We start from the raw sequence: 22198 nt of genomic DNA, 5'->3' as shown, positions 1-22198 counted from the left end.
GTACTGCAGGTCGACCTGGTAGCCCAGCGCCTCGAGCTGCTTCTTCAGGTTGTCACCGTCGGAGATCCACCGCTCCGAGGAACGGGTCGGCATGGTGACACCGATCAGGGCGCCCTTGGTGTCGCCGGGGGCGGCCTCCTTGTCGGCGTTCTTCTCGCTGCTGCCACAGGCAGCGAGGGCGACGGTAAGGAAAGCGGCGGAGGCGACAGCCCCCATCCGGGAAAATTTCATTGCGCGTTACTCCTTCATCGGGGCGGCGGCGTGGCGTCGAGTGTGAACGCTAACAACCGGGGGTGTCAACAGTTCTGGCAACGTCCGCGACATGTTGAAGAAACTTGTTTCCCAAATGCAACCGGCCGGTTCAGAAGCCAAATTGTTATCGATAACAGACGGTGTTCGTCAGTCCAACCAGCCGAGACGGGCGGCGTGAAAACCGAGCTGCATGCGGGTCCGCCCGCCGGTCAGCTCCATCAGGTGCCGGACCCGGCGCTGGACCGTGCGTAACGACGTGCCCAGGTGGGCGGCCACCGCCTCGTCGGTCAGGCCGGTCATCAGCAGGCCGACGATCCGGGAGTCCAGGTCGTCGAGCGATTTCGCACCGTCCGGAGTGGCCCGGCGCCACTCCGACTCGAACAGGGCGATCAGCGCCTGCAGCAACCCGCTCTCGTAGATCAGCAGGGCGCCGGGCGGGCCCGTCGCGTTCAGCGGCATGAAGGCGTGCTCCCGGTCCACGATCAACAACTTGAGGGGTACGGCGTCCGCGATCCGGATCTCCTCGCCCGCCCGCCGAGCCGCGACGATCCGGGCGTACGCGTCCGGCTCCTCGTCGAGCATCGCCCGCTCGAACACCACCCGGTAGCGCACGCCCCGGGCGACGGCGCTGTCCTCCTCGACGTTCTCGGCCGCGCTGATCACCGCGATCGGCGCCTTCACCAGCGACAGCACCTCGTCGCGGGCACCCAGCTGCAGCCGGCCGAACGCCTCGCGCACGTCGTCGGCACCCCGGATCACGTCGACCACACCGGGGGCACCGCGGCGCAGCGTGGCCGCCCGGTAGACCTCGTCCAGCACGCCCAGCTCGGCCTCGGCCCGCAGCAGCTCCTCGCGGCGGCGGCGCAGCGTGTCGCGCAGCGTGGTGGCGGGCGGGGCGGCCACGAACCGTTCCGGGTCGCCGAGGCCGCGCACGGCCAGCCCGGCCGCCTCGAGGCCGGACAGCAGCGACCTGGCCCGGTCGGCCGGCACCCGCATCAGCGACGCGAACTCGACCGGCCCCGCCGACGGCACCGTGATCAGGGCACGGTAGGCCGCGGATTCGTCGGCCCCGAGGCCCAGCACGTCAGGCTGCACGCCGCGCAGTTTGGCGGATTTACGCCATGAACGGAAGCCGCCGTGTCCGATCCGTTGCACGAGCACCTGCATGTGCACGAACGTCTATCTCCCCACGCGCATCTCCCAGCCCAGAGGACTTCCGACGATGCGATTTCTCGCCCACGGCCCCGGCGGCGGCACGCCGATCTGGTGCTTTCCGTGATCCCGTTCGACAGCGCGGCGTTCGATCCCCGAGAGCCGGTGGCCGCCGGCTGTACAAGGCTCACCGCCCGGTGGGCTGCATGTCCTCGTGGTAACGCATCCAGGTGCCCTTGCCGTCGTGCTTCGCGGCGTACATGGCGAGGTCGGCCGCGCGCAGCAGGCTGCCGACCTCGTCACCGGGCCCGCCGCAGGCGAGACCGATGCTGGCGTTCGCCCGGACCGCGGTGTCGCCGTACCGGATCGGGTCGGCCAGGGACTCCAGGATGCGCTTGGCGGTGAGCACCGCGTCCTCGTCGCCGCAGTCGCGCAGCAGGATCGCGAACTCGTCACCGCCGAGCCGGGCCACCAGGTCGTTCTCCCGGACCGACGCGCGCAGCCGGTCGGCCACCCCGGCGAGCAGGGCGTCACCGGCCGCGTGCCCGAGCGTGTCGTTGACCGCCTTGAAGCCGTCCAGGTCGATCAGCAGCAGGCAGGTGGTGCCGGGCGCGCAGGTGGCCAGCGCCTCGGTCACCTCCTCGTGGAAGTGGGTGCGGTTGGCCAGCCCGGTCAGGCCGTCGAACAGGGCCTGGTGGCGCAGCCGGGCCTCGTGCTCGCGCAGCTCGGCCAGGGTGACGTCGAGCTGGTCGAGCAGCCGGGTGTTGTCGTGGAACGCGGCCAGCTGGCGCAGCACCACCAGGGCGAAGATCAGGCCCAGCCCGGCGACGGCGCCCAGGACCTTGGCGGTGGTGTCACGTGGGAGGACAGCGAGCACCGCGGTGAAGGCGACGGCGATCGACCCGTACGGAAGGAGGCTGTAGCGCCGCCGGCGGCGCGAGCCGAACCCGATCGCCGCGTCGAACCGGACCACGATCTCCTGGATCCGCGGGCCGAGCGCGATCAGCAGCGACGGGAAGAACCGGATCGCGTAGACGTAGGCGGGCAGAGGACCGTCGGCGCCGGGCGCCAGGAAGAAGCCGAGGGAGTTCACCCCGGCCGAGACGACCATCGGGATGGCTGCCGCCCGGTGCATCGGCGCGTTGCCGCTGAGCACGAGTTTCACCGCGGCGAAGCCGGCGGTGAGGATGATGGCGCCGGTGGTGAGGATGCCGACCAGGTCCTCGGCGCCGGCGTTGCCGACGGCGAAACACCAGGCCACCACCGCGCCACCGACCAGGACCGTGGTCGAGTCCAGCCAGAAGGCCATCTTCTCCCGGCGGGACTGGCCGGGCATCGGGTGCAGCAGCATGGCGACGATGACCGCGCCCATGCCGACCGCGAAGCAGACACCCTGCACGGTGCCGCCGGCCGTGGACCACTGGCCGTGGCGGTGGAAGGCGAGGACCACCTGGGTGCTGTCGCCGATCGTGAACAGCGCGCCGGCGATGGCGAGAATCCGCCAGAAGCGGCGCAGAGCGCCGGTCGCCATCCGGAAGACCCGCCACGACGAGTACGCGAGCAGGGCGTCCAGCGGCGCCTGGAAGAGCCAGAACACCCGCACTTGACCGTCGGAGTGACCGCCGAGACCGAACAGCAGACCGACGCCGGCCAGGGCCCACAGCACCGCCGCGATCATCACGGGGTCATGGCGCAGCGCGAGCGAGAGCGCTCGGCGGATGCGCGTGGCGGTCGACCGGCCCGGGATCACATGGTCGGTATCGACCGGCGGGCCGTCCGTCTGAGGAATCGGGCCGGTCAGGTCAGCGCGTGGGTGCGGATGCTGGTGCCGGCCGGGCCGGTGTGGATGCGGACCAGGTCGCAGATCTGGTTGACCAGCAGCAGGCCGCGGCCGCTGGACAGCAGCGGGTGCGGCGGGACGCGCCCGGCCAGCGGGTCGGTGATGTGGCCGCTGTCGTCGACCTGGCAGGCGAACAGGCCGGGCTCGGTCCAGACCGCGAGCCGGCCGGGGCCGGTGGTGTGCCTGAGCGTGTTGGCGGCCAGCTCGTGGGCGGCGAGGACCATCTCCTCGAGCCGCTCCCGGGGCAGCAGCGGGCCGGCCCGCCGGCGGACCAGGGCCCGCACCCCGGCCAGGTCGGGCATCCGCCGGTAGGCCAGGACCTCGGCGGACGCCGGCGGTGGGGGCAGCGGCACGTTGAAGTCGCCGGCGGTGGTGACCGGATCGCCGTAGGACGGGCTCGACACCCGTACGCCGTGGTCGATCATGACGGGGTGGGTGCGCCACGCGTCGGCGATCGCCGACGAGGTGAGCTGGGTCGCGTCGTACGGGCAGAGGAACGTCGCGTCGCGGCCCTCGAACACCGTGTTGATCAGGGCTTCGTGGGCGGCGCAGGCGGGGTACTCGACGGAGGTGCGGCCCGGCCACACCGGCTCGCCGACGAAGCTGACCCGCTTGCCGGGGTGGGCCGCCGCGTAACGCAGGAGCAGGCCGGGGATGATGCGGCCGGGGTTGCGGCCGGTCACCGTCATGTCGGCGAAGTCGACCCGTCCGGCGTCGGCGCCCAGCGCACGCCGCAGCAGGCCGAGATTGTGGCCGGGCAGGGCGGCCAGGACCGGTTCGCCGGCCCGGATCGCGGACCGGACGAACGGCAGGGTGGCCGACAGGAAACCGTCGGCATCGTGGTAGAGAAGGCCGGGATGGTCGAAATGCCGGGTGGTCATCGCGTTTCCACGGTGAGGGCTCCCACGCTGCCGGCACCGTGGAAGTCGAGAAGCCGGAGCAGGTTGGGTGAACAGCCGGTCAGCCGGAGCCGGCCGGCGCCGCTCGCGGCCACGTCCACCAGCACCCGGGCCGCGGCGATGTCGGCGAACCGCAGGCCGGAGACGTCGACGGTGACCTCGGAATGATCGTCGAAGATGTGCTCGACGACGGCGCGCAGGGCGTCCCGGTTCGACAGGTCGGCCTCGCCGGCCACGCGCAGGCCCCACGGCCGGCGGACCCGCCGCACCCGCAGCGACGAGGCGGGGTCGAACGGCATCTCGGAGCCGGCCGCGCCCGGGTGCGCCCACAGCAGCCGGCGCAGGTGCAGCGGGTCGAAGTGGCGCCGGTCGTACGCGCACACGCCGGCCACGAAGCCGTCGGCGAAGACCAGGTGGTTGATGTCCGCCTCGTAGGACGGGAGGTGCTCGACGCCGGGGACGCGGCGGCTGGCCCAGGTCATGTCGCCGACCACCCGGATACCCCGGTAACCGGCCGCCCGCGCGGTGGTGACCGCCGTGTGCCAGATGTCCACCGTCGCCACCGGGTCGAACGAACCGCAGGCCAGGTAACTGGCCTCGGCGGTGGTCGCGTTCAGGTCACCGGTGCCGAGCGCCGTGCGGGTGTCGACGCCGTGCCGCCGGAGACCCTCGAGGACGTCGTCCGGGTCGTCGCCGCAGTAGAGCACGCGATGGTGGTCACGAAGGCCGGCCCGGACGAAGCCGGCGATCGCCTCCATCCGGATGGCGTCGTCGTCGACGGTCCAGCAGATGTGATCACCGAGAGTGACCTGATCTAGGAGCGGTAACCCGCTCACGGCGCTTTCCTCTCACCGCAGAGTGACGGGGTGTGGATACAACGTACCCGCCACCCCGTGTGACGGCGCTACCCCGCGAGAGTGACAGATTACGTGCTGGACACCCAGGTGGGGTGGGTGGCGGCGAACTCGGCCACGGTGTCGTTCTTGGCCGCCTTGAGCAGGTCGAGGCTGTCGTCGTTGAGCAGCTCGACCTCACCGACGCCGGGGACCGACTCGGGGTTGAACTTGCCCTCGTTGGTCTTGATCGTGATGAGGTCGCTCGGGTTGATGCCCTTCATCGCGAAGACCCAGTCCTCGAGCGAGATGCCGCCGGTGTCGACCGTCATGGTGGAGCCGATCGCCTTGATCAGGCTGGGCAGCTTGGTCGGCGAGGAGAGGCCGTCCTTCACCGCCTGGTTGATGATCGCCTTGAAGAACTGCTGCTGGTGCCGCTGGCGGCCGTAGTCGAAGTCGTTGTTGGCCAGCAGGTCGCGCTGGCGCACGAAGTCGAGCGCCTCGGCCGGGGTGAAGCAGTGGTTGCCCTTGGCGTAGAACTTCGGCGTCACGCCCTTGATCTTGGACTTGAGCGTGCCGTCCTTGTTGATCACATACGGCGCCGCGGCCTTGCCGGTCTTGTCGTTGGTGCCGACGTGGATCGACGTGGTGTCCTCGTCGACGTACATGCACACCTTGCCGAGCACGTTCACCACGTTCTTGAAGCCCTCGAAGTCGATGATCGCGCCGGCGTCGGGCGTGATCCCGGTCAGCTCCTTGATCGTCAGCGAGAGCAGCTCGAAGCCGTGCGACAGCGCCGCCGGCCCGGTCAGTCCGCGGCTGCCGAAGAAGAACGCCGCGTTGATCTTGTTCTTCCCGCCCGCGAAGGACTGCTTGCCGTTGTCGTAGGCCGGGATCGGCACGTAGCTGTCCCGGGGCAACGAGATCATGTAGCCGGAGTCGTGGCCGGCCGGAATGTGCAACAGGATGATCGAGTCGGACCGGGTGCCGGCCGTGGGCAGCGCGTCCTTACGGGCGTCGATGCCGACCAGGAGGATGTTCTTCGCCCCGGTGACCGACGCGTGCTTCACCTCGCGGTTGGCGGCCGCACCGATCAGGCTCTGCTGGCTGACCGACCGGGTGGTGGCCGCGACGGTCGCCTGGATCGCCACCACCGACCCTCCGCCGACCACCGTGAACAGGGCACCGAAGGTCAGGCACAGGCGCGCCCAGCGCGGACTGCGCTGGCGACGGGGTTTCCTTCTCAAGATCATCTCCTCGTGGCGGCTCCACCTATAAGACGGATGCCGCGGCCATAAAGATTGCTCTTGGCCGGTGAGAATTCGGTGAGAGATATCTGGCAGGAACCTGTGATTCCCGCCCTTCCCTTCGATGCCTCCTTCCATTAACCGGACGGCTTCCCGGCGCCCATAGCGTCCGACCCGCCAGCTCCTCCCCTCCCGCTAGGCAGGTCACCCATGTCCTCAGACCCGGATGTCAGCGTCGTCATCCCGACGCTCAACCGGCCGGAACTGGCCGCCCGAGCCGTGCGCAGCGCCCTCGCCCAGACGCATCCGAACCTCGAGGTCGTCGTCGTGGCCGACGGGCCCGACCCGGTCACCCGCGAGGCCCTGGAGGCGATCGGCGACGAGCGGGTCCGGGTCATCGAGCTGCCCCGGCGGGGCAAGGCCCCCAACGCCCGCAACCAGGGTGCGCTCGCCGCCCGCGGCCGGTGGACCGCGCTGCTGGACGACGACGACGAGTGGCTGCCCGGCAAGATCGAGGCGCAGCTGAAGCTCGCCGCCACCGCCACCAAGGCGTCCCCGGTCGTCGCCACCCGCATGATCAGCCGCACCCCGCGGGCCGACACCATCATGCCGCGCCGCCTGCCCGCGCCCGGCGAGCCGCTCAGCGAGTACTTCACCGTCCGCCGCGGCCTGTTCTACGGCGACGGCTTCATCCAGACCTCGACGATCATGGCGCCGACCGAGCTGCTGCGCCGCGTCCCGTTCACCGTCGGACTGCGCCGCCAGCAGGAACTCGACTGGGCACTGCGGGCCATCGGCCAGACCGACGTCGAGCTGCTCTACGCCGACGAGGCGCTCGTGCTGTGGCACCAGGACGAGAACCGCGACCGGATCAGCCTGCAGAACCCGTGGGAGGAGCAGCTCGAATGGCTGCGCGCCAACCACGAGCTCTTCACGCCGAGGGCGTACGCTGCCTTCACCATGAGCGTCCTCAGTTCCATGGCCGCTCCGACCCGCAGCGGCCGCGTCTTCCGGGAGTTGCTGTCCGAGGCCCGCGCCCACGGCCGGCCGAGCGCCATCGACTACGTGACGTTCCTGCAGATCTGGACCCTGCCGCCGACCCTGCGGCACCGCCTGCGCGACCTGGTGGTCGGCCGGAGATCCGCCGCCGCCGATTCCGCCGCCTCCGCTGCCTCCGCTGCCGAAGAGCCACGCTCTGCCGATGTCCGCTGATCGCCGGGTCGGCATCTGGCGCAGCGCCATGCTCGGCGGGTCCGAGACGTTCGTGCGCAACCAGGGCGATGCCCTCACCCGGTGGACACCGGTCTATCTCGGTGCCACCAAGGTTCAGTCGGCCTGCGCCCGGGATACCGATCTCATCGCGTACCCCTCGAAAGCGGACCGCAACGCCTTCCTCCGCCTGCGCCTGACCGGGCGGTCGCCGCGCCTGCGGCGAATGCTCGGTGGTCTCGATCTGGTCCACGCCCACTTCGGCGGGGACGGCTGGCTGGTCAGCGGCGAGGCGGCCCGGCTCGGCATCCCGCTGATCGTCACCGTGCACGGCCACGACGTGACCCGGCAGCCGGCCAGCGGCGGCGCGCACGGCCTGCGCTACCGCCGCAACCTGCAGACCGTGTTCGACCGGGCGGCGTCGATCATCGCGGTCTCGAACGTCATCAAGAGCAAGGCGATCGGCTGGGGCGCCGACCCGGCCAAGGTGCGCGTGCACTACACCGGCGTGCCCATCCCGCCGTTCAGCACCCGGCCGAAACGCTGGGACGTGGCCTTCGTCGGCCGCTTCGTGGAGAAGAAGGGCACCGACGATCTGGTCGCGGCCCTCGCCGCGCTCGGTCCCGACAAACCCCGGGCGGTCCTGGTCGGCGACGGCCCCCTGCTTCCGGCAATTCGCGCGTACGCCGAGAGGCTGCACGTCAACGCCGACTTCCTCGGTTCCCGGCCACCGTCGGAGGTCCACCAGGTGCTGCTGCAGTCCCGGATGCTGGCCGCCCCGTCCCGCACCGCCGCCGACGGCGACACCGAGGGTCTGCCCACCACCATCATGGAGGCGGCCGCTCTCGGCCTGCCGGTGGTCGCCACCCGGCACAGCGGCATCCCCGAAGCGGTCACCGACGGCGAGACCGGCCTGCTCGGCCCCGAGGGCGACCGGCCGGCGCTGGCCGCCGGCATCGGCCGCCTGCTGGCCGACCCGGACCTCCGCGAACGCCTGGGCAAACAGGCCCGAGCGTTCATGGAGTCCAAGTTCGACCTGGTCCGGCAGACCGACCGCCTCGAGGACATCTACGACCAGGTGACCGGCTAGGCACCGTTGAGACGCACGGGGGCCCGCGCCAGACGAAGTGCGGCCGGCGAGCCCCGGATCGATCGGCGGAGGCGAGCCCGACGGGTTCCGAGTCGGATCTGGTTGACTGGTCGCTGATTTCGTCATGGGGGGTGGCATGCGTCGATGGTTGGCCGTTGCCGCGGCCGGGGTCCTGGTCGCGTCGGGATGCGGCAGTCCGGCCGCTGACCACGTCCGGATCACGGTGGCGGCACCGGACGCGTTGTTCGACGCGCCGCTCGGTGTCACGGTCACCGGAGCGCCGCCGGGCAGACTGATCACCCTCACCGCGTCCGCGACCGACAGTCATGGCGACCTATGGCGGTCGAGCGCCACGTTCCGTCCGGATTCGTCCGGCCGGATCGACCCGGCTCGGACGGCCCCGGTGGCCGGCGACTACACCGGCGCGCACGACGCCGGACTTCTGTGGTCGATGACTGATCCCGGCGTCCACACCCTCGTCGCCCCGGTGGTCACCGTCCACCTTGCCGCCTCGCTGGACGGGCGGTCGGTGGCGACCGCGTCGCTGACCCGCGAATGGGCGCCGTCCTCGGTCACCGAGCGGGAGACGAGCGTGGCGCAGGAAGGCTTCGCGGGAACCCTGTTCAGCCCGCACGACACCACGGTCCGCCGGCCGGCCGTGCTCACCTTCGGCGGCTCCGAAGGCGGGACGGCCAACGGAGTCCTCGTCGCCAGGGCCCTGGCTGCGAAGGGCTACCCGGCGCTGGGTATCGGCTACTTCCACGTTCCCGGGCAGCCGGGAAATCTGGAGAACATTCCGCTGGAATACTTCGCCACCGCCGCACGGTGGCTGGCCCGCCAACCGGGAGTGGACCCGCACCGGATCGAGGTCTACGGCTTCTCCCGCGGCTCGGAGGCCGCGCTCCTGCTCGCCGTCGGCTTTCCCGGCCTGGTCGACGGGGTCGTCGTCGGCTCACCCAGCTCGGTCGTGCACGCCGGCTATCCGAGCGGGATCGGACCGGCCTGGACCTTGCACGGGCGGCCGATCCCGTACGTCGATTCCACCGAGAAGAACGACCCGCGACCGGCCGATGACCGGGCGAGAATTCCGGTGGAACGCATACGCGGCCCGGTGTTCCTGCTCTGCGGCCAAGACGACGCGGTCATGGCGAGCTGCCCGTTCACCCGGGCGATCGGCGACCGGCTGCGCGCGCGACCCTACACCGAGCTGCAGGAGCCGGACGCCGGCCACAACGTCGGAATCCCGGTGGCGGGAGGGGTCAACACGCCCGACGGCAACGTCGGCGGTACCCAGCAGGCGGACGCCCTCGGCCGTTTGGACGCCTGGTCTGAGTTGCTCAAGTTTCTCGCGGCCCGGACGGAATCCGTCCGCTGACGGCGCGGTTCGGCCGGGCACTGAGCCCCGCTCATCCTGGGTAGCGGTTGGCTTCGACGTGGTGCAGGACGAGGATGGCTTGCACGATCGCGGTCGCGCGGCGCGGGCAGCAGCGCAGCCGCTATCCTCGCACGGGTGTCAGGCAATCGATGGGCTTTGATTTGTGCCGCAGCGATGCTGCTCGCCGGGTGCGCGAGCACCGACCCCGCCGCCGCACCCTCGACGGTCACCGTGGTGGTCAGCGTCACCGGTGCTGACTCGTCCATTCCCGTGCCGGTCCCCGCGCCGGTGACGTCCGGCGCGGCCGACTGCGCGCGGGGCCCGAATCCGGTGCCGTCGCTGGACCCTTCGGCCTCGTTCGACGTGAACGACCCGGAGCAGCGGGCCCGCCGGGCGCTGGCCGAGCAGTACCGACCGACCCCCACCCGCGGCGTCGTCCCGGCCGCCGCCGTGCCCGGTGCCGAGGCGTGCGTCCACTTCCTGCGGATGCAGTTCTCCCTGCTCGCCGCCGGCTCCGGCGCCGCGCCCGGTGAACCGGAGGTCGAGAGCGCGCTCCGCTCGGCCGGCCTGACCAGGATCATCGTCCGGTCCGGGCCGGTCTTCGCGGCGTCCGCCGGTGACGCCTGCGTCCACGGCAGCTTCACCGCGGCGGGCCCGGACTTCGTCATCGCCCCACCCGCCGCCGACGGTTCCTGCGGGACAGGCTGAGCACAGCCTCGGCGGTAACACTGGGCCGCGTGCGTTTCGTCGGTGTCCTGCTCGCAGTCGTGCTGGCCGCCCTTCTCCCGGGCTCCCAGGTGGCGTCGGGCTCGCTCGACCGCGGTTACAACGGTCTGGCGGCAACTCCGCCGATGGGCTGGAACGACTACAACGCGTACGGCCTGGACGTCACCGACACCCTGATCCGCGAGACCGCCGACGCGATGGTGTCGTCCGGCCTGCGCGACGCCGGCTACGTCTACGTCAACATCGACGACGGCTGGCAGGCCACCACCCGCGACTCGGCGGGCAACCTGCGCGCCGACCCGGCCCGCTTCCCGTCCGGGATCGCCGCGGTCGCCGACTACGTGCACGCCCGCGGGCTGAAACTGGGCATCTACTCCGATGCCGGGTTGAAGACCTGCGGCGGGCTGCCCGGCAGCCTCGGGCACGAGACCGCGGACGCCAGGCTGTTCGCCGGGTGGGGCATCGACTACGTCAAGTACGACAACTGTTACGCCGGCCCCGGCTGCGACCAGATCGCCTGCCCCGACGGTACGGCCGCGCCGGCCCAGGACCGCTACGCCCGGATGCGCGACGCGCTGGTGGCCACCGGCCGCCCGATCGTCTTCAGCATGTCCAGCTGGGGCACCGAGGACGTGGCCCGCTGGGCGGCCGGTTACGGCAACCTGTGGCGCACCACCGGCGACATCCAGCCCACCTACGCAAGCATGCTGTCGATCTTCCAGCAGACCGTGGGCCTGTCCCGCTACGCCGGCCCGTACGGCTGGAACGACCCCGACATGCTCCAGATCGGCAACGGCATGTCGGCCACCGAGGACCGCACCGAGCTGACCCTGTGGTCCATGCTGGCCGCCCCACTGATCATCGGCACCGACCTGACCGACGCGACCCCCGCGACCCTCGCCCTGCTGACCAACGCCGCGGTCATCGCCGTCGACCAGGACCCGCTGGGCCGGGCGGCCACCGTCGCTTCCGCCTCCACGGGTTTGTATGTGTTGACCCGCCCGCTCGCGAACGGCGACGTGGCGGTGGCCCTGTTCAACTCGACCGGCACCGCCACGACGATCACCGCCGACACGCCGAGCGGCACCCTGACCGACCTGTGGACCGGTGCCGTGTCCGCCACCACGGGGACGGTCCGGGCGACGGTGCCGGCCCACGAGGTGGTGCTCTACCGCGTCGGGTGAGGCAGTGACCGCGTGGCGGGCCCGCGACCGCGGCAAGCCCGTTCCTGGCGCCCGTCCGGTGGGGAGAATAGCGATCATGATGACGCCCCTGGAGAACGCGCCCCGCCTGGCCGCGGCACTCGGACTCGACCGGTTGTGGATCAAGCGGGACGACCTGATCGGCCTCGGCGGTGGTGGCAACAAGGCCCGCAAGCTGGGCATCACCTGCGCGGAGGCCCTGGCCGCCGGCGCGACGACGCTGATCACCGTCGGTGCACCGCAGTCCAACCATGCCCGCGCCACCGCCGGCGCGGCCGCCCGGCACGGCCTGGCCTGTGTGCTGGTGCTGGCCGGCCACGCCCCCGCCCGGGAGACCGGCAACCTCCTGCTCGACCGGCTCGCCGGGGCCGAGATCGTCTGGTCCGGCGAGCGCCCGCCCGGCGAGGTGGCCGCCGAGCAGGCCGCCGCCCGTGCCGATTCCTTCCTGATCCCGCTCGGCGGCTCCACCCCCACGTCGATCCAGGCCTACGCCGAGTGCGCCGGCGAACTGACCGAGCAGGCCGAGTTCGATCGGGTGGTCGTCGCGCTCGGCTCCGGCGGCACGATGGCCGGCCTGGTGCTCGGCCTCGGCGCGGACCGGGTGCTGGGCGTCGACACCGGCGCCGTTCCCGAGCCGGACGCCGCCGTCCGCGCCCTGCTGCCGAACGACCCCGGCCGGCTCGGCATCGACCGCGGCCAGGTGGGCGCCGGCTACGCCACGGTCACCGATCCGGTCCGTGCGGCGCTGCGGCTGGCGGCCCGCACCGAGGGCCTCTTTCTCGACCCGATCTATACCGGCCGCGCGATGGCCGGCCTCGCCGCCACGGCCACCGCCGGCAGCCGCGTGGTCTTCCTGCACAGTGGCGGCCTCCCCGGCCTGTTCGGCGTCGACCAGCCAGTGCTGTAGCGAATTTCGTGTTACCACTGGGATACCTGAGACAGTGGGGATCCGGGGTGGACATCGAATGACGCGGGTGCTGATCACCAACGACGACGGGGTGGACGCGCCCGGCATCCGGGCTCTCGCCGAGGCGGTCCGTGGCCGTGGCTACGACACGGTGGTGGCCGCGCCGGCCGAGGAGCAGAGCGGCATGAGCGCCGCCCTGACGGCGGTCACCGAGGGCGGCCGGGTCGCTTTCGAAACCAGACCACCGGGGTACGCCGTGGCCGCCTCCCCCGCATACATCGTGATGCTGGCGTTTCTCGGGGTCTTCGGCCCGCCCCCGGACGTCGTGCTGTCCGGGATCAACCGGGGCGCGAACACCGGCCGCGCGGTCCTGCACTCCGGCACGGTGGGTGCCGCCCTGACCGCCGCGAACCACGGCGCGCGCGCCCTGGCGATCTCCCTGGACGTCATCGCACCGGGCGAGTTGGACAGTGGCGGCACCGCGTTCACCATCACCGATGACGCGAGTCTGCACTGGACGACGGCCGCCGATCTCGCCGCCGACCTGGTGGACTGGCTGACCGAATCACCGCCCGGCACGGTGGCCAACCTCAACGTCCCCGATCGGGCGGGTTCCGAGCTGGCCGGCCTGCGCCGCGCAACGCTGGCCAATTTCGGTCAGGTCCGTATGGCGGTGGCCGAACAGGGCGCAGACTTCGCCCGCCTCACCCTGGAGCGCGGCGACCCTGCCGACGAGGGCAGCGACGTTGCCCTCCTCGAGCAGGGCTTTGCGGCGCTCACCGCGCTGCGGCCCGTCGCCGAGGCCGCGAACACAGCGATACCCACCCAGCGTGCTCCGCACTGAGCCTCGACGGACCAGCGCGTCGCCCGGCAATCAGCCGCGGGTGCGGCGGACCACCGCGCGCACCGCGCGGCGGCCGGCCTTCAGGCCGCCGACCAGGGTGTTCGCGGCCCGGCCGGGGACCGTCGCGGAGAGCACCGCGTTGTGCCGGCGCAAGCGCTTCAGCTCGTGGTCGCGGAAGGCGATCTGGCGCTCGTAGAACTCGTGCTGCGCGCGGGCGTCGGCCAGTTCGCGTTCCAGCCGGTCGCGGACGATGGTCAGCTCGCGGATCGAGGTGACGCCGGGGCGCGGGGCCGCCGGGGCGTCGCGCGGGTCCAGTTCGCGGCCGGTCATGCCGGCCAGCAGGGCGGTCAGCTCGGCCTCGTCGGCCGGGGACGGCCACAGATGGGTGTCGCCGCCGGCGATCAGTGTCGCCGCGAGGCGGCGCAGGGCTTCGACCGGTCTCCCGGCGGGGACGAGGCCGCGGTGGACCCCGTCCGCGCCGACCACGACCTGTCCGGCCGGAACCCCGGCCGCCGGGCTCTGCTGCCAGGCCGTCAGCAGCTCACGCACGACCGGCGTGGCCCGCCGCCGGGCGGCCTCGACCAGCAGATCTTCCAGCGTGCGCCCGAGCGGGACAGGCACTCCCCCGCCGCGCACCCAACGACTGCCGGCGTCCCGGCGCACCTCCTCGGCGCCCGCGGCCACATCACCCGAACCGGCGACACCGGCGGAACCGGCGGCGGACGCGGCCACATCACCCGAACCGGCGGCGCCGGCGGAACCGGCGGCGGACGCCCGGGGGCCGGCGTGAACCGCCGGGGCAGCCGCGACACCGGGCGGAGGGGCGGCCGCGATCAGTGCCTCGGGGCCGGCCGGACCGGGGCCCGCGACGAAGACCCAGGCCGGCGCGAGGGCGTCGGCCAGGCCGTGACGCAGGGCTCCGGTGATCAGGCGGGCCGGTTCGGCCAGTTGGGCGGGCGAAGGGGCCGGGGCCGCGGTCAGGGTGGCTTCGAGGAAGCCGCGCAGGGCCTGGTCGGCCAGGATCTCGCCGCCCAGCAGGGCGCCGGGGTAGGCCGCGTAGTCGCGGACCACGGGCACGCCCGCGGCGGACAGGCGGGCGCGGACGGCGTCGGGGCCGGTGGGTCGGGTGTGGCCGTCGGGCCCCACCCACTCGGTGTCGGCGGGTGTCGGCGGCAGCGCCAGCAGGCGGTGCAGGCCGAAGCCGTTCTCCACGCGCAGGACCAGGCGACCCCGGGGACGCAGCAGGGACAGCAGCTGGGTCAGGGTCTCGTCCCAGGTGAGGCCGGCCGACTCGGTGGTCAGGAGACGGTCCAGGCCGTCCAGGGCGACCACCGTGTCGTACGCCCCGGAAAGCTTTTCCAGACTTCCGCAGCGGATGGTGACGCCGGGGCGGGTCGCGTAGCGGGCCGCCAGCGACTCGGCGTCGGGCACGCCGCGGACCAGCAGCGTGAGTTGCCCGGCCGGGATCGCGTCGATCAGGGCGGGGGCGTGCGGGCCCGCCACCAGGGTGTGGCCGGTAGCGGTGCCCAGCAGGGGCCCCCACTCGGCGCCGGCGGCAGGGGCGGGCCCGTGGTTACCGTCGAGGTCGGACCAGGCCGTCATCTCGCCGCCGATCAGCTCGGTCATCGGGTCAGCACTCCGGTCAGCTCGGCGTCGGGGACGCTGGTGGGCATCGGCCAGCCGAGCAGGCGGCGCAGCTCGGCCGGGGACAGCAGGCGGTCGGCGCCCAGCTCGTCGACCGCGATGCGGTGGGCGGCCTCGGGGTCGGGGTGCGGGCCGTGCAGGGCGGCCCACTCGCGCAGGATGCGGGGCTGACCGCCGAACGCGGCCTTCTCGTTCTCCAGGTGCATCGGGTCGCCGTAGACGGCGGGTTCGCAGCCGGCCAGGGCGCCGTAGAAGACGGCGCTGCACAGCCGGTTGGAGGCGACCCTCCGGTGCCTTCGCAGTTCGGCCAGCTGCCGGTAGAGGAAGCCCGGGTCGAGGTCCCTCCACCAGCCGCCGCGGTAGCCGTGGCAGATCACCCGGAAGCCGGCACTCTCGTAGCGGCGCCGCAGCTTCGCCGAGCGGTACTCCTGCCAGTACAGGCACACCGTGACCGGGCCGTCCTCGGTCCGCCGGATCTCGGCCATCAGGCCGTCGTGGTCGCCGACGACGTGCTGGCCCTCCCAGCCGTGGAACGGGTACCAGATCGTGCCCTCACGCCGATCGGAATCGGACAGCGGGTCCATGGCGAGCAGGTAGGCGAACGGGGCACCGACCACGTAGCCCTGGCGGCGGCCGAGTGACCAGGCGCGGCGGCGGGTGCGCTCGGACCACAGGAAGCTGGGCACGCCGGGGGTGTACTCGTGGTCGGGGGCGAGGCCGTCGCCGATGTTCCAGCCGTGCTGGAGGTAGCCGTGCAGCCGCGGCGGGTCGGTGTCGTCGAGGCCGCAGTACCGGGCCAGGACGTGCGAGTGCCCGTAGTAGTGGTTCGCGTGATGCACGCTTCATCCCACACCGCCGAGGCGAACGGCCGGGAAACGGATCGTGTCCGGTGAGTCAAGGAACAACCGGGGGCATGCCGGTGTTGCGCCGAGAGCCGGAGGTGCTACCTTTGGCCCAGACGGATCCCGGATGCAGGCGGTTAGCCCCCGAGGTCCTCCCTCACCGGCCGAGAGTTGAAGACCCGGCCGTGCTTCCATCAAGCCGCTGGGCGCGTCGATGACGTGTACCCCCGGGCGGCTTCCCCTGCCGGACAACCGGCCTTCTGAGGAGTCCCTCGATGACAGATCTCGCTACCCGTACACCACGATCCCGCACGCCGAAACCCACCGAAACCACCGCCGATGTCGCCGTCGACGCGCTCCTCGACATCGTCGACGACCGCGCCTGGTTACGCGCCGAGGGCTACCTGCCCGGCGCCGACGACATCCAGGTCACCATGCAGCAGGTGCGCCAGCTGGGCCTGCGCCGTGGCGACCGGGTCACCGGTTTCGCCAAGGTCACCGGCCACCGCCGGCCGGCCACCCTGTCGGTCGAGGCGGTCAACGGCCGCAAGCCCGGCCGCCGTCCCGACTTCTACGAGCTGACCGCGCTCTACCCGCAGGAGCGGCTGCGGCTGGAGACCGACCCGAAGATCCTGACCACCCGGGTCATCGACCTGGTCATGCCGATCGGCAAGGGTCAGCGCGCCCTCATCGTGGCGCCGCCCAAGGCCGGCAAGACCATCATCATGCAGCAGATCGCCAACGCGATCGCGGTCAACAACCCCGAGTGCCACCTCATGGTCGTCCTGATCGACGAGCGGCCGGAGGAGGTCACTGACATGCAGCGTACGGTGCGGGGCGAGGTCGTCGCCGCGACGTTCGACCGGCCGCCGCAGGAGCACACCGCCGTCGCCGAGCTCGCCATCGAGCGGGCCAAGCGCCTCGTCGAGTACGGCGAGGACGTCGTGGTGCTGCTCGACTCGATCACCCGGCTGGGCCGGGCCTACAACCTGACGGCGCGGGGCGGCGGCCGTACGCTGTCCGGCGGTCTCGATTCGACGGCGCTCTACCCGCCCAAGCGTTTCCTCGGCGCCGCTCGCAACATCGAGGGTGGCGGCTCGCTGACCATCATCGCGACCGCCCTCGTGGAGAACGGCTCGGCGATGGACACAGTGATCTTCGAGGAGTTCAAGAGCACCGGCAACGCCGAGCTGAAGCTGGACCGCTCGCTCGCCGAGTCGCGCACCTTCCCGGCCATCGACGTGGCCGCCAGCGGCACCCGGCACGACGAGACCGTCGTGGGCCGCGCCGAGCTGGCCGTGCTCGCCCAGCTGCGCCGCGCACTGACCGGCCAGGACCCCCGCAACGCCCTGAACCAGCTGCTCGACCAGCTGCGCACGACCAACTCGAACGGCGAGTTCCTCCGCCGGGTGGCCACGTCCATGCCGAACTGACCGATCAGCTAGGGCGTGATGCGCAGACGACCGGCCTGATAGGTGACGATTCCCTCGGCGTCCAGGTCGTAGACGCAGGCCGGGCCATCCCCGGTGACCCGCAGCCGATTGTCACTGACCTGCTGGAACGTCGCCATGCCGGGCACCACGGTCAGCCACGGCATCCGCACCCGGACCACCGGCGTCGTCGTCGCGGCTCCCCCGGCGGCGAGCTTCAGCGAGCGCATCGCCCAGGTCAGGAAGATCGGCGAGTCGGTGACCATCAGCAGCGCGGCGTCGTCGATGCGCGCCGGGTCGGCAATGCCGGCCGGCGGTGCCTCGGGCTTGCCGGAGTGTTCGCCGCCGCACGTCCACGGGCCGTCCGGAGTGCGCGCGAGCGCGAGATTACGGCGCCAGCCGCTGCCCTCGCAGGTGATGGTCAGGGACCGCACCCGCCAGGCACCGTCGAGGTCGGCGTGCCAGCGGGTGGTGTAGGGCTCGGTGCCGCCCACCACCGCCGAACCGGTCACGACGCCCGGCGCGGCATCGTCGCGCAGCACCAGCTCGGTGCCGATCGTGCCGGTGCGCTGCCAGACCAGAGGTCCGTGCGCGCGGGCGGACGCCACCCGGCGCTGGGTGGACGCTGCTCCCAGGGTCATCTCTGCGGCCGCCTCTCGGTGATGGGGATTCCCACACCATTGCACCATGCAAGGATTGCCGCCACCCGTCCGGCGGGTAGCGGCGCGCCAAAGTCCGGAACTCAGTCCTGCAGATCGGCCGTCTGGCGGGACCAGCCCATCCACCACTCCTGCTCGGGCATCTCCCCGGCGGCGAGGGCGAACGCGGTGAGCGCGTCGGTCACGGCGGGCTGCCAGACCGGGGCCGTCTCGGCGACGATCCGTTCCAGCTCGGTGCGGCGCCGGGCCATGATCTTCTCGACGATCTCGCGCCCGGCCGCGGTGAGCCGAAGCTGCACCACCCGGCGGTCGTCGGTGGAGCGCACCCGCCGGACCAGGCCCTTGCCGACCAGGCGGTCGGTCATCCGGGTGCCGGTGGACGGGTTGACGTTCAGTTCCTCGGCGATGTCGGCGCCGCGCATCGAGCCGCCGTGGGTGGAGAGCACGACCAGGGCCCGGAACTGCGGGATCGTCACGTCCGCCTCGACGTCGGCGAGGGCGCGGACGGTGAGCCCGACCAGAGCACGGCTGGCACGCATCAGCGCCTGAACGGCCGGCTCGTGATCGGACGAGGGTTGCACTACGACATCATTGCAGGGCCGGGGTTATCGCCACCCCGGCCCTGCCGCGATCACGGTGCCGGGTAATCGGTGACGAACACCGGCTGGCCGACCTTGGTGGTGTCGGCCGCCTCGCCCACGCCGTTGACGACGTGGTCGATGGTGCCGGCGTTCAGGTTGACGGTCATGATGTGGTGCAGCTTCACGCCGGGACGGTTCGGCATTTCGAAGCCGTTCTCGGTGTGGATGGCCGGGTTGTTCTGGTTGAAGACGTACACGCCGGCGCCGTACAGGTTGTGGGTCTTGACCTTGTCCCCCACCTTGTAGCCGGCGTAGCCCTCGACCTTGCCGTTCATCCAGTCCGCCTGGGTGGGCGGGTCGTACGGCAGTTCGTTCTGGTAGAGCACGGTGGTGCCGCCGTTGCCGTTCCAGACGGTGTTGTACTTCTGGAAGTGCTCGACGAACAGGCCGGTCGCGGTCACGTTGTCGCCGTTGATGACGGCGCCGTAGCGACCGGTGTTGGTCTTCCACCGCTCGGTGTCACCGCTGAAGCCCTCGACGCCGTGGTCGGCCCGCCACACCCAGGTGTGGTCGATGAGGACGTTGTCGCTGTTGACCTCGAGCGCGGTGTCGGTCTTGCCGATGTGCGGGCCGCCGACCCGGAAGTACACGTCGGACAGCGTGGTCGGGTTGCTCGCCGAGCTGGCGCCCAGGCCCAGCTTGGTGCCGACCTGCAGCAGGACCTTCGACTCCTTGGTGCCGGCGTCGATGGTGAGGCCCGCGACGATGGCGCCCGGGACGTCGAGCACCCGCAGCGGGGTGGCGCCGTTCACGGCGGTCAGCGTCGCGTGACCCTGGCCGAGCACGACCTGGTTCGGCCAGAGCACGGTAAGGCTCTGGTCGATGTTGTAGACACCCGGGCTGAACAGCAAGTTCTTGCCGAGCAGCAGGTTGGCCTGGATCAGCCACTCCGGGTCGGACGGCTTGGCGATGAAGAACTTGCTCAGCGGGATGGTGCGGCCGGGCGTGAGGCCGGCCCCCCAGCTGATGCCGCTGGAGTTCTTCTGCGCCGACGGAACGCGGACGTTCCACTTGCCGTCGGCGTCGATGAACAGGTACGGCTTCTCCCGGCTGACCGGGGTCTTCTCCAGGGTGGTGTACGGCGTGGCCGGGAACTCCGCCTCGCTGGGCGCACCCTCGACACCGCTGAACACCTGGTTCCAGACCGCGTTGCTCCAGGCACCGGTGAGCTTGCTGTTACGGGTCAGCCACTGCTGCTGCGAACCGTTGGTCACCGCTCCGAACTGCGAGTCGGCGATGAAGCCGCCGCTGGCGTAGTACGGGCCCGGGCCGCAGTAGTCCATCAGCGAGAACGCGCCGTCCACGTTGACCCGGCGCAGCGACACCGCCTGCGACACCGCCCAGAAGTTGGTGGCACCCCGGCAGCCGTCGGTCTCGCCGTAACCGTTGACCTTGAGCTTCAGGTTGGACAACGTGCGCCAGAAGTTGACCAGCGCGAGGCAGTTCGAGCCGTCGGCCGCGGTACAGCGGTTGAAGACCTCGATCTTGCCGTTGATCACGACGTCGTTCGGGGACGCGCCGAGACCGGCGACCTCGGTGTAGTAGCCGACCTTGAATTTCAGCGGCTTGGTATCCGTACCGTAAGTGCCCGGTTTGAAATAGAATGCGAATCTATCGGTGCCCATCTCGTTGTTGACCTGCTTGGCGTAGGTCGCGTCGAGCACCGCCTGGATCTGCTCCACCGGCTGGCTCGGATCGAAGATGGTCACGTTGCTGCCGAAAGCCGGCGTGGGAACCGCCTTGGTGGTGGGGTCGGCGTGCGCGGCGGTACCGGTCAGCGAGCCGACGGTAACCACCGCCAGACCGATGGCGAACATCCGCCCGAACTGCCGGCGGACCGCTCGCCCGGCGCGAGTCGTCATGCTGGAGGGGTCCTTCCCGTAAAGGGTTTGCAACAGACTGGATCACAGCTGGCAACAGAACCTCGTTGATGTCAACCACACGGAGAGCGGCATAGGCGGCGGCTCCGGACATCTCGGCCCGGTTCCGCACCAGGAACTGCCCGAACGGGCGCCGGTACCGGTACCGGCGCCCCTGGCCTGCGCCGTCGCCCGAACGCTCGGCGACATCCTTCCGGAAGACCCCTTTCCGGTACGGGCGACAAGTCCACAACCGCACCAGCACCCGGCCGCCCAGCCCGCGCGACCGACGTGCAACACCGGCACGTGCCGCGCCTATCTCGCAATGCGACACCCCTCCCGCACGGCCACCTTGTGCTGCCCACCAAGACGCACTGCTCTGCTCCCTGCGGAGGCACAGGGGCCTGGTCCGGAAGCACTCCGACGACCTCGGTTCGGCGGAGCAGGTCCGCGCGGGCGTCGGTCAAACTTGGCAGATCATCCAAGCCTCTCCTTCGACCAAACCCTCAGAGATCTTGGAAAAGTGCAGCACTCAACAGGGTGGCAAATCGACAAGTTCGCCGTGGGTCGTCCGGCCGCTGCCGGATATAGACGGCATATCGGGGTGCCGTGGCCGGAGGGTGGGACCGTCGCCCGCATGGCGGGATCCCAGACTCGCGATATGGGATGCCCGCCCAGCCGCCAGCTTCGGCACGAACGCAACCACCGTGCCCTCAGGATCAGGCAGCAGCCGATTACTGGTGCTGGCGCGCGGAGGGCGCGCCCGGAGGGTGACTCATTTGCTGCGGGCAAGCCGGGCCGGTTGAGCGAGAGGCGCGGCACGTGCCGGTGTTGCACGCCGGTCGCGGGTACGGGCGGTCAGGTGGTGGTGCGGTTGTGGACGTGTCGTCCGTACCGGAAAGAGGTTGTGACCTTCAGAGGGCGGTGGCCACTCCCGCCGGCAGGCGGCGGACCGGGACGTCGCTGAAGGCGCCCAGCATCCCCGCGTACTTTGCCGGGTCGGTGGTCTCGCCCTCGTGCATCGGCACCGCCACGCGCGGGCCGGCCGCCCGGACGTAGTCGACCGCTTCGGCGATCTTGAGCCATGGGCCGTCGATGGCGACCGCGAGCACGTCGACGTCGCCGGGTGGCATCGTGAAAGAGTCGCCCGGGTGGAAGAACGCGCCGTCGTCGACCAGATAGGCGTTGTTCGTGCAGCCGGGCACCGGGCCGTAGACGGCCGCGTGCCGGCCGCCGTGCACGTCGACCCTGGTGCGCCCGAACGTCAGCCGCTCCCCCGGGCGGGCCACCCGGGCCTCGGGCAGGTCGTCGACCGCGCCCACCGAGTCCGGATCGACCACCAGGCGTGCGCCCGGGTTGGCGGCGAGCAGAGCCGCCAGCCGGCCGGCGTCGACGTGGTCGGCGTGCTGGTGGGTGACCAGCACCGCGTCGATGTCGGTCAGGGCGGCGAAATCCGACATCGTGCCCGGATCGATCAGCAGGCGGACGTCGGTCTCGACGAGCAGGCACGCGTGCCCGAGGTGGGTGATCTTCACGTTTCCGACGCT

18 protein-coding genes and 3 pseudogenes are annotated in these 22198 nt (G+C 71.3%); 8 read left to right on the top strand and 13 right to left on the bottom strand.

Annotated features, from left to right (window positions below; translation table 11 throughout):
* The 6 genes and pseudogenes from Ato02nite_RS15005 to Ato02nite_RS14980 all read right to left on the bottom strand — a co-directional run.
* Window positions 1–231 (bottom strand): annotated as a pseudogene (locus Ato02nite_RS15005) (sugar ABC transporter substrate-binding protein); the annotation flags it as partial.
* A gap of 168 nt (window positions 232–399) precedes the next feature.
* Window positions 400–1347 (bottom strand): transcriptional regulator TrmB, encoded by a 948-nt coding sequence (locus Ato02nite_RS15000; protein WP_213007110.1) that lies wholly within the window; start codon window positions 1345–1347, stop codon window positions 400–402.
* A 244-nt stretch (window positions 1348–1591) separates the two neighbouring features.
* Window positions 1592–3082, bottom strand: coding sequence for a GGDEF domain-containing protein (locus tag Ato02nite_RS14995; RefSeq protein ID WP_213007125.1), 1491 nt, complete (start codon window positions 3080–3082; stop codon window positions 1592–1594).
* A gap of 119 nt (window positions 3083–3201) precedes the next feature.
* Window positions 3202–4125, bottom strand: coding sequence for a sensor histidine kinase (locus Ato02nite_RS14990; protein ID WP_213007109.1), 924 nt, complete (start codon window positions 4123–4125; stop codon window positions 3202–3204).
* Window positions 4122–4979: an MEDS domain-containing protein gene (locus Ato02nite_RS14985; protein WP_213007108.1), complete on the bottom strand. Its 858-nt coding sequence runs from the start codon at window positions 4977–4979 to the stop codon at window positions 4122–4124. Before Ato02nite_RS14985 ends, Ato02nite_RS14990 begins: the two co-directional genes overlap by 4 nt.
* 89 nt (window positions 4980–5068) lie before the next feature.
* Window positions 5069–6229 carry an LCP family protein gene (locus tag Ato02nite_RS14980; protein ID WP_438873041.1) on the bottom strand — a complete coding sequence of 387 codons (1161 nt, stop codon included), beginning with the start codon at window positions 6227–6229 and terminating at the stop codon, window positions 5069–5071.
* A gap of 204 nt (window positions 6230–6433) precedes the next feature.
* Between Ato02nite_RS14980 and Ato02nite_RS14975 the strand changes: the two genes are divergently transcribed.
* The 3 genes from Ato02nite_RS14975 (at window position 6434) to Ato02nite_RS14965 (ending at window position 9897) form a co-directional block, all read left to right on the top strand.
* Entirely contained in the window at window positions 6434–7435 is a 1002-nt protein-coding gene (locus tag Ato02nite_RS14975) for a glycosyltransferase family 2 protein (RefSeq protein ID WP_213007107.1), read from the top strand.
* Window positions 7425–8522, top strand: coding sequence for a glycosyltransferase (locus Ato02nite_RS14970; protein WP_213007106.1), 1098 nt, complete (start codon window positions 7425–7427; stop codon window positions 8520–8522). Before Ato02nite_RS14975 ends, Ato02nite_RS14970 begins: the two co-directional genes overlap by 11 nt.
* 136 nt (window positions 8523–8658) lie before the next feature.
* Window positions 8659–9897: an acyl-CoA thioesterase/bile acid-CoA:amino acid N-acyltransferase family protein gene (locus Ato02nite_RS14965; protein ID WP_213007105.1), complete on the top strand. Its 1239-nt coding sequence runs from the start codon at window positions 8659–8661 to the stop codon at window positions 9895–9897.
* Between the two features lie 31 nt (window positions 9898–9928).
* Here Ato02nite_RS14965 and Ato02nite_RS14960 read toward each other — a convergent pair.
* Window positions 9929–10018, bottom strand: a pseudogene (locus Ato02nite_RS14960) (IS5/IS1182 family transposase); the annotation flags it as partial.
* A gap of 14 nt (window positions 10019–10032) precedes the next feature.
* Between Ato02nite_RS14960 and Ato02nite_RS14955 the strand changes: the two are divergent.
* The 4 genes from Ato02nite_RS14955 (at window position 10033) to surE (ending at window position 13576) form a co-directional block, all read left to right on the top strand.
* Window positions 10033–10605, top strand: a complete 573-nt coding sequence (locus tag Ato02nite_RS14955) for a hypothetical protein (RefSeq protein ID WP_213007104.1) — start codon at window positions 10033–10035, stop codon at window positions 10603–10605.
* Window positions 10606–10634: 29 nt separating this feature from the next.
* The gene (locus Ato02nite_RS14950) at window positions 10635–11807 is read left to right on the top strand and encodes a glycoside hydrolase family 27 protein (RefSeq protein ID WP_246606974.1); all 1173 of its coding nucleotides are present in this window, start codon (window positions 10635–10637) and stop codon (window positions 11805–11807) included.
* 76 nt (window positions 11808–11883) lie between these two features.
* Complete coding sequence (locus Ato02nite_RS14945) at window positions 11884–12732, top strand: pyridoxal-phosphate dependent enzyme (RefSeq protein ID WP_213007103.1); 849 nt, start codon at window positions 11884–11886, stop codon at window positions 12730–12732.
* Window positions 12733–12790: 58 nt separating this feature from the next.
* The gene (gene surE, locus Ato02nite_RS14940; RefSeq protein ID WP_213007102.1) at window positions 12791–13576 is read left to right on the top strand and encodes a 5'/3'-nucleotidase SurE; all 786 of its coding nucleotides are present in this window, start codon (window positions 12791–12793) and stop codon (window positions 13574–13576) included.
* Between the two features lie 30 nt (window positions 13577–13606).
* Here the strand turns inward: surE and Ato02nite_RS14935 are convergent, their stop codons facing one another.
* Window positions 13607–15202, bottom strand: a complete 1596-nt coding sequence (locus Ato02nite_RS14935) for a class I SAM-dependent methyltransferase (protein ID WP_213007101.1) — start codon at window positions 15200–15202, stop codon at window positions 13607–13609.
* Complete coding sequence (locus Ato02nite_RS14930; RefSeq protein WP_213007100.1) at window positions 15199–16059, bottom strand: hypothetical protein; 861 nt, start codon at window positions 16057–16059, stop codon at window positions 15199–15201. The genes Ato02nite_RS14935 and Ato02nite_RS14930 overlap by 4 nt, the downstream gene beginning before the upstream one ends.
* A gap of 311 nt (window positions 16060–16370) precedes the next feature.
* On the opposite strand from Ato02nite_RS14930, the pseudogene rho reads away from it, so the two are divergent.
* Window positions 16371–17495 (top strand): annotated as a pseudogene (rho, locus tag Ato02nite_RS14925) (transcription termination factor Rho); the annotation flags it as partial.
* Between the two features lie 8 nt (window positions 17496–17503).
* Here the strand turns inward: rho and Ato02nite_RS14920 are convergent.
* The 4 genes from Ato02nite_RS14920 to Ato02nite_RS14905 form a co-directional block, all read right to left on the bottom strand.
* Entirely contained in the window at window positions 17504–18133 is a 630-nt protein-coding gene (locus Ato02nite_RS14920) for a putative glycolipid-binding domain-containing protein (protein ID WP_213007098.1), read from the bottom strand.
* A 101-nt stretch (window positions 18134–18234) separates the two neighbouring features.
* Complete coding sequence (locus tag Ato02nite_RS14915) at window positions 18235–18732, bottom strand: MarR family winged helix-turn-helix transcriptional regulator (protein WP_246606972.1); 498 nt, start codon at window positions 18730–18732, stop codon at window positions 18235–18237.
* A gap of 50 nt (window positions 18733–18782) precedes the next feature.
* Window positions 18783–20654, bottom strand: a complete 1872-nt coding sequence (locus tag Ato02nite_RS14910; RefSeq protein WP_213007097.1) for a pectate lyase-like domain-containing protein — start codon at window positions 20652–20654, stop codon at window positions 18783–18785.
* Window positions 20655–21565: 911 nt separating this feature from the next.
* Window positions 21566–22186, bottom strand: coding sequence for an MBL fold metallo-hydrolase (locus tag Ato02nite_RS14905; RefSeq protein ID WP_213007096.1), 621 nt, complete (start codon window positions 22184–22186; stop codon window positions 21566–21568).
* Between the last annotated feature and the right edge of the window lie 12 nt (window positions 22187–22198).

The sequence above is a fragment of the Paractinoplanes toevensis genome (assembly GCF_018332695.1).
Classification (GTDB): Bacteria; Actinomycetota; Actinomycetes; order Mycobacteriales; family Micromonosporaceae; genus Actinoplanes; species Actinoplanes toevensis.
The sequence above is the reverse complement of the archived record's forward strand: the minus strand, read 5'-3'. Positions and strand labels throughout refer to the sequence as shown.

Bases quoted from the DNA above. Each gene is read 5' to 3' on its own strand.
- Ato02nite_RS14995 (WP_213007125.1), bottom strand. From the start codon at position 3,082: ATGATCGCGGCGGTGCTGTGGGCCCTGGCCGGCGTCGGTCTGCTGTTC.
- Ato02nite_RS14990 (WP_213007109.1), bottom strand. From the start codon at position 4,125: ATGACCACCCGGCATTTCGACCATCCCGGCCTTCTCTACCACGATGCC.
- Ato02nite_RS14980 (WP_438873041.1), bottom strand. From the start codon at position 6,229: ATGATCTTGAGAAGGAAACCCCGTCGCCAGCGCAGTCCGCGCTGGGCG.
- Ato02nite_RS14975 (WP_213007107.1), top strand. From the start codon at position 6,434: ATGTCCTCAGACCCGGATGTCAGCGTCGTCATCCCGACGCTCAACCGG.
- Ato02nite_RS14970 (WP_213007106.1), top strand. From the start codon at position 7,425: ATGTCCGCTGATCGCCGGGTCGGCATCTGGCGCAGCGCCATGCTCGGC.
- Ato02nite_RS14965 (WP_213007105.1), top strand. From the start codon at position 8,659: ATGCGTCGATGGTTGGCCGTTGCCGCGGCCGGGGTCCTGGTCGCGTCG.
- Ato02nite_RS14945 (WP_213007103.1), top strand. From the start codon at position 11,884: ATGATGACGCCCCTGGAGAACGCGCCCCGCCTGGCCGCGGCACTCGGA.
- surE (WP_213007102.1), top strand. From the start codon at position 12,791: ATGACGCGGGTGCTGATCACCAACGACGACGGGGTGGACGCGCCCGGC.
- Ato02nite_RS14935 (WP_213007101.1), bottom strand. From the start codon at position 15,202: ATGACCGAGCTGATCGGCGGCGAGATGACGGCCTGGTCCGACCTCGAC.
- Ato02nite_RS14920 (WP_213007098.1), bottom strand. From the start codon at position 18,133: ATGACCCTGGGAGCAGCGTCCACCCAGCGCCGGGTGGCGTCCGCCCGC.
- Ato02nite_RS14910 (WP_213007097.1), bottom strand. From the start codon at position 20,654: ATGACGACTCGCGCCGGGCGAGCGGTCCGCCGGCAGTTCGGGCGGATG.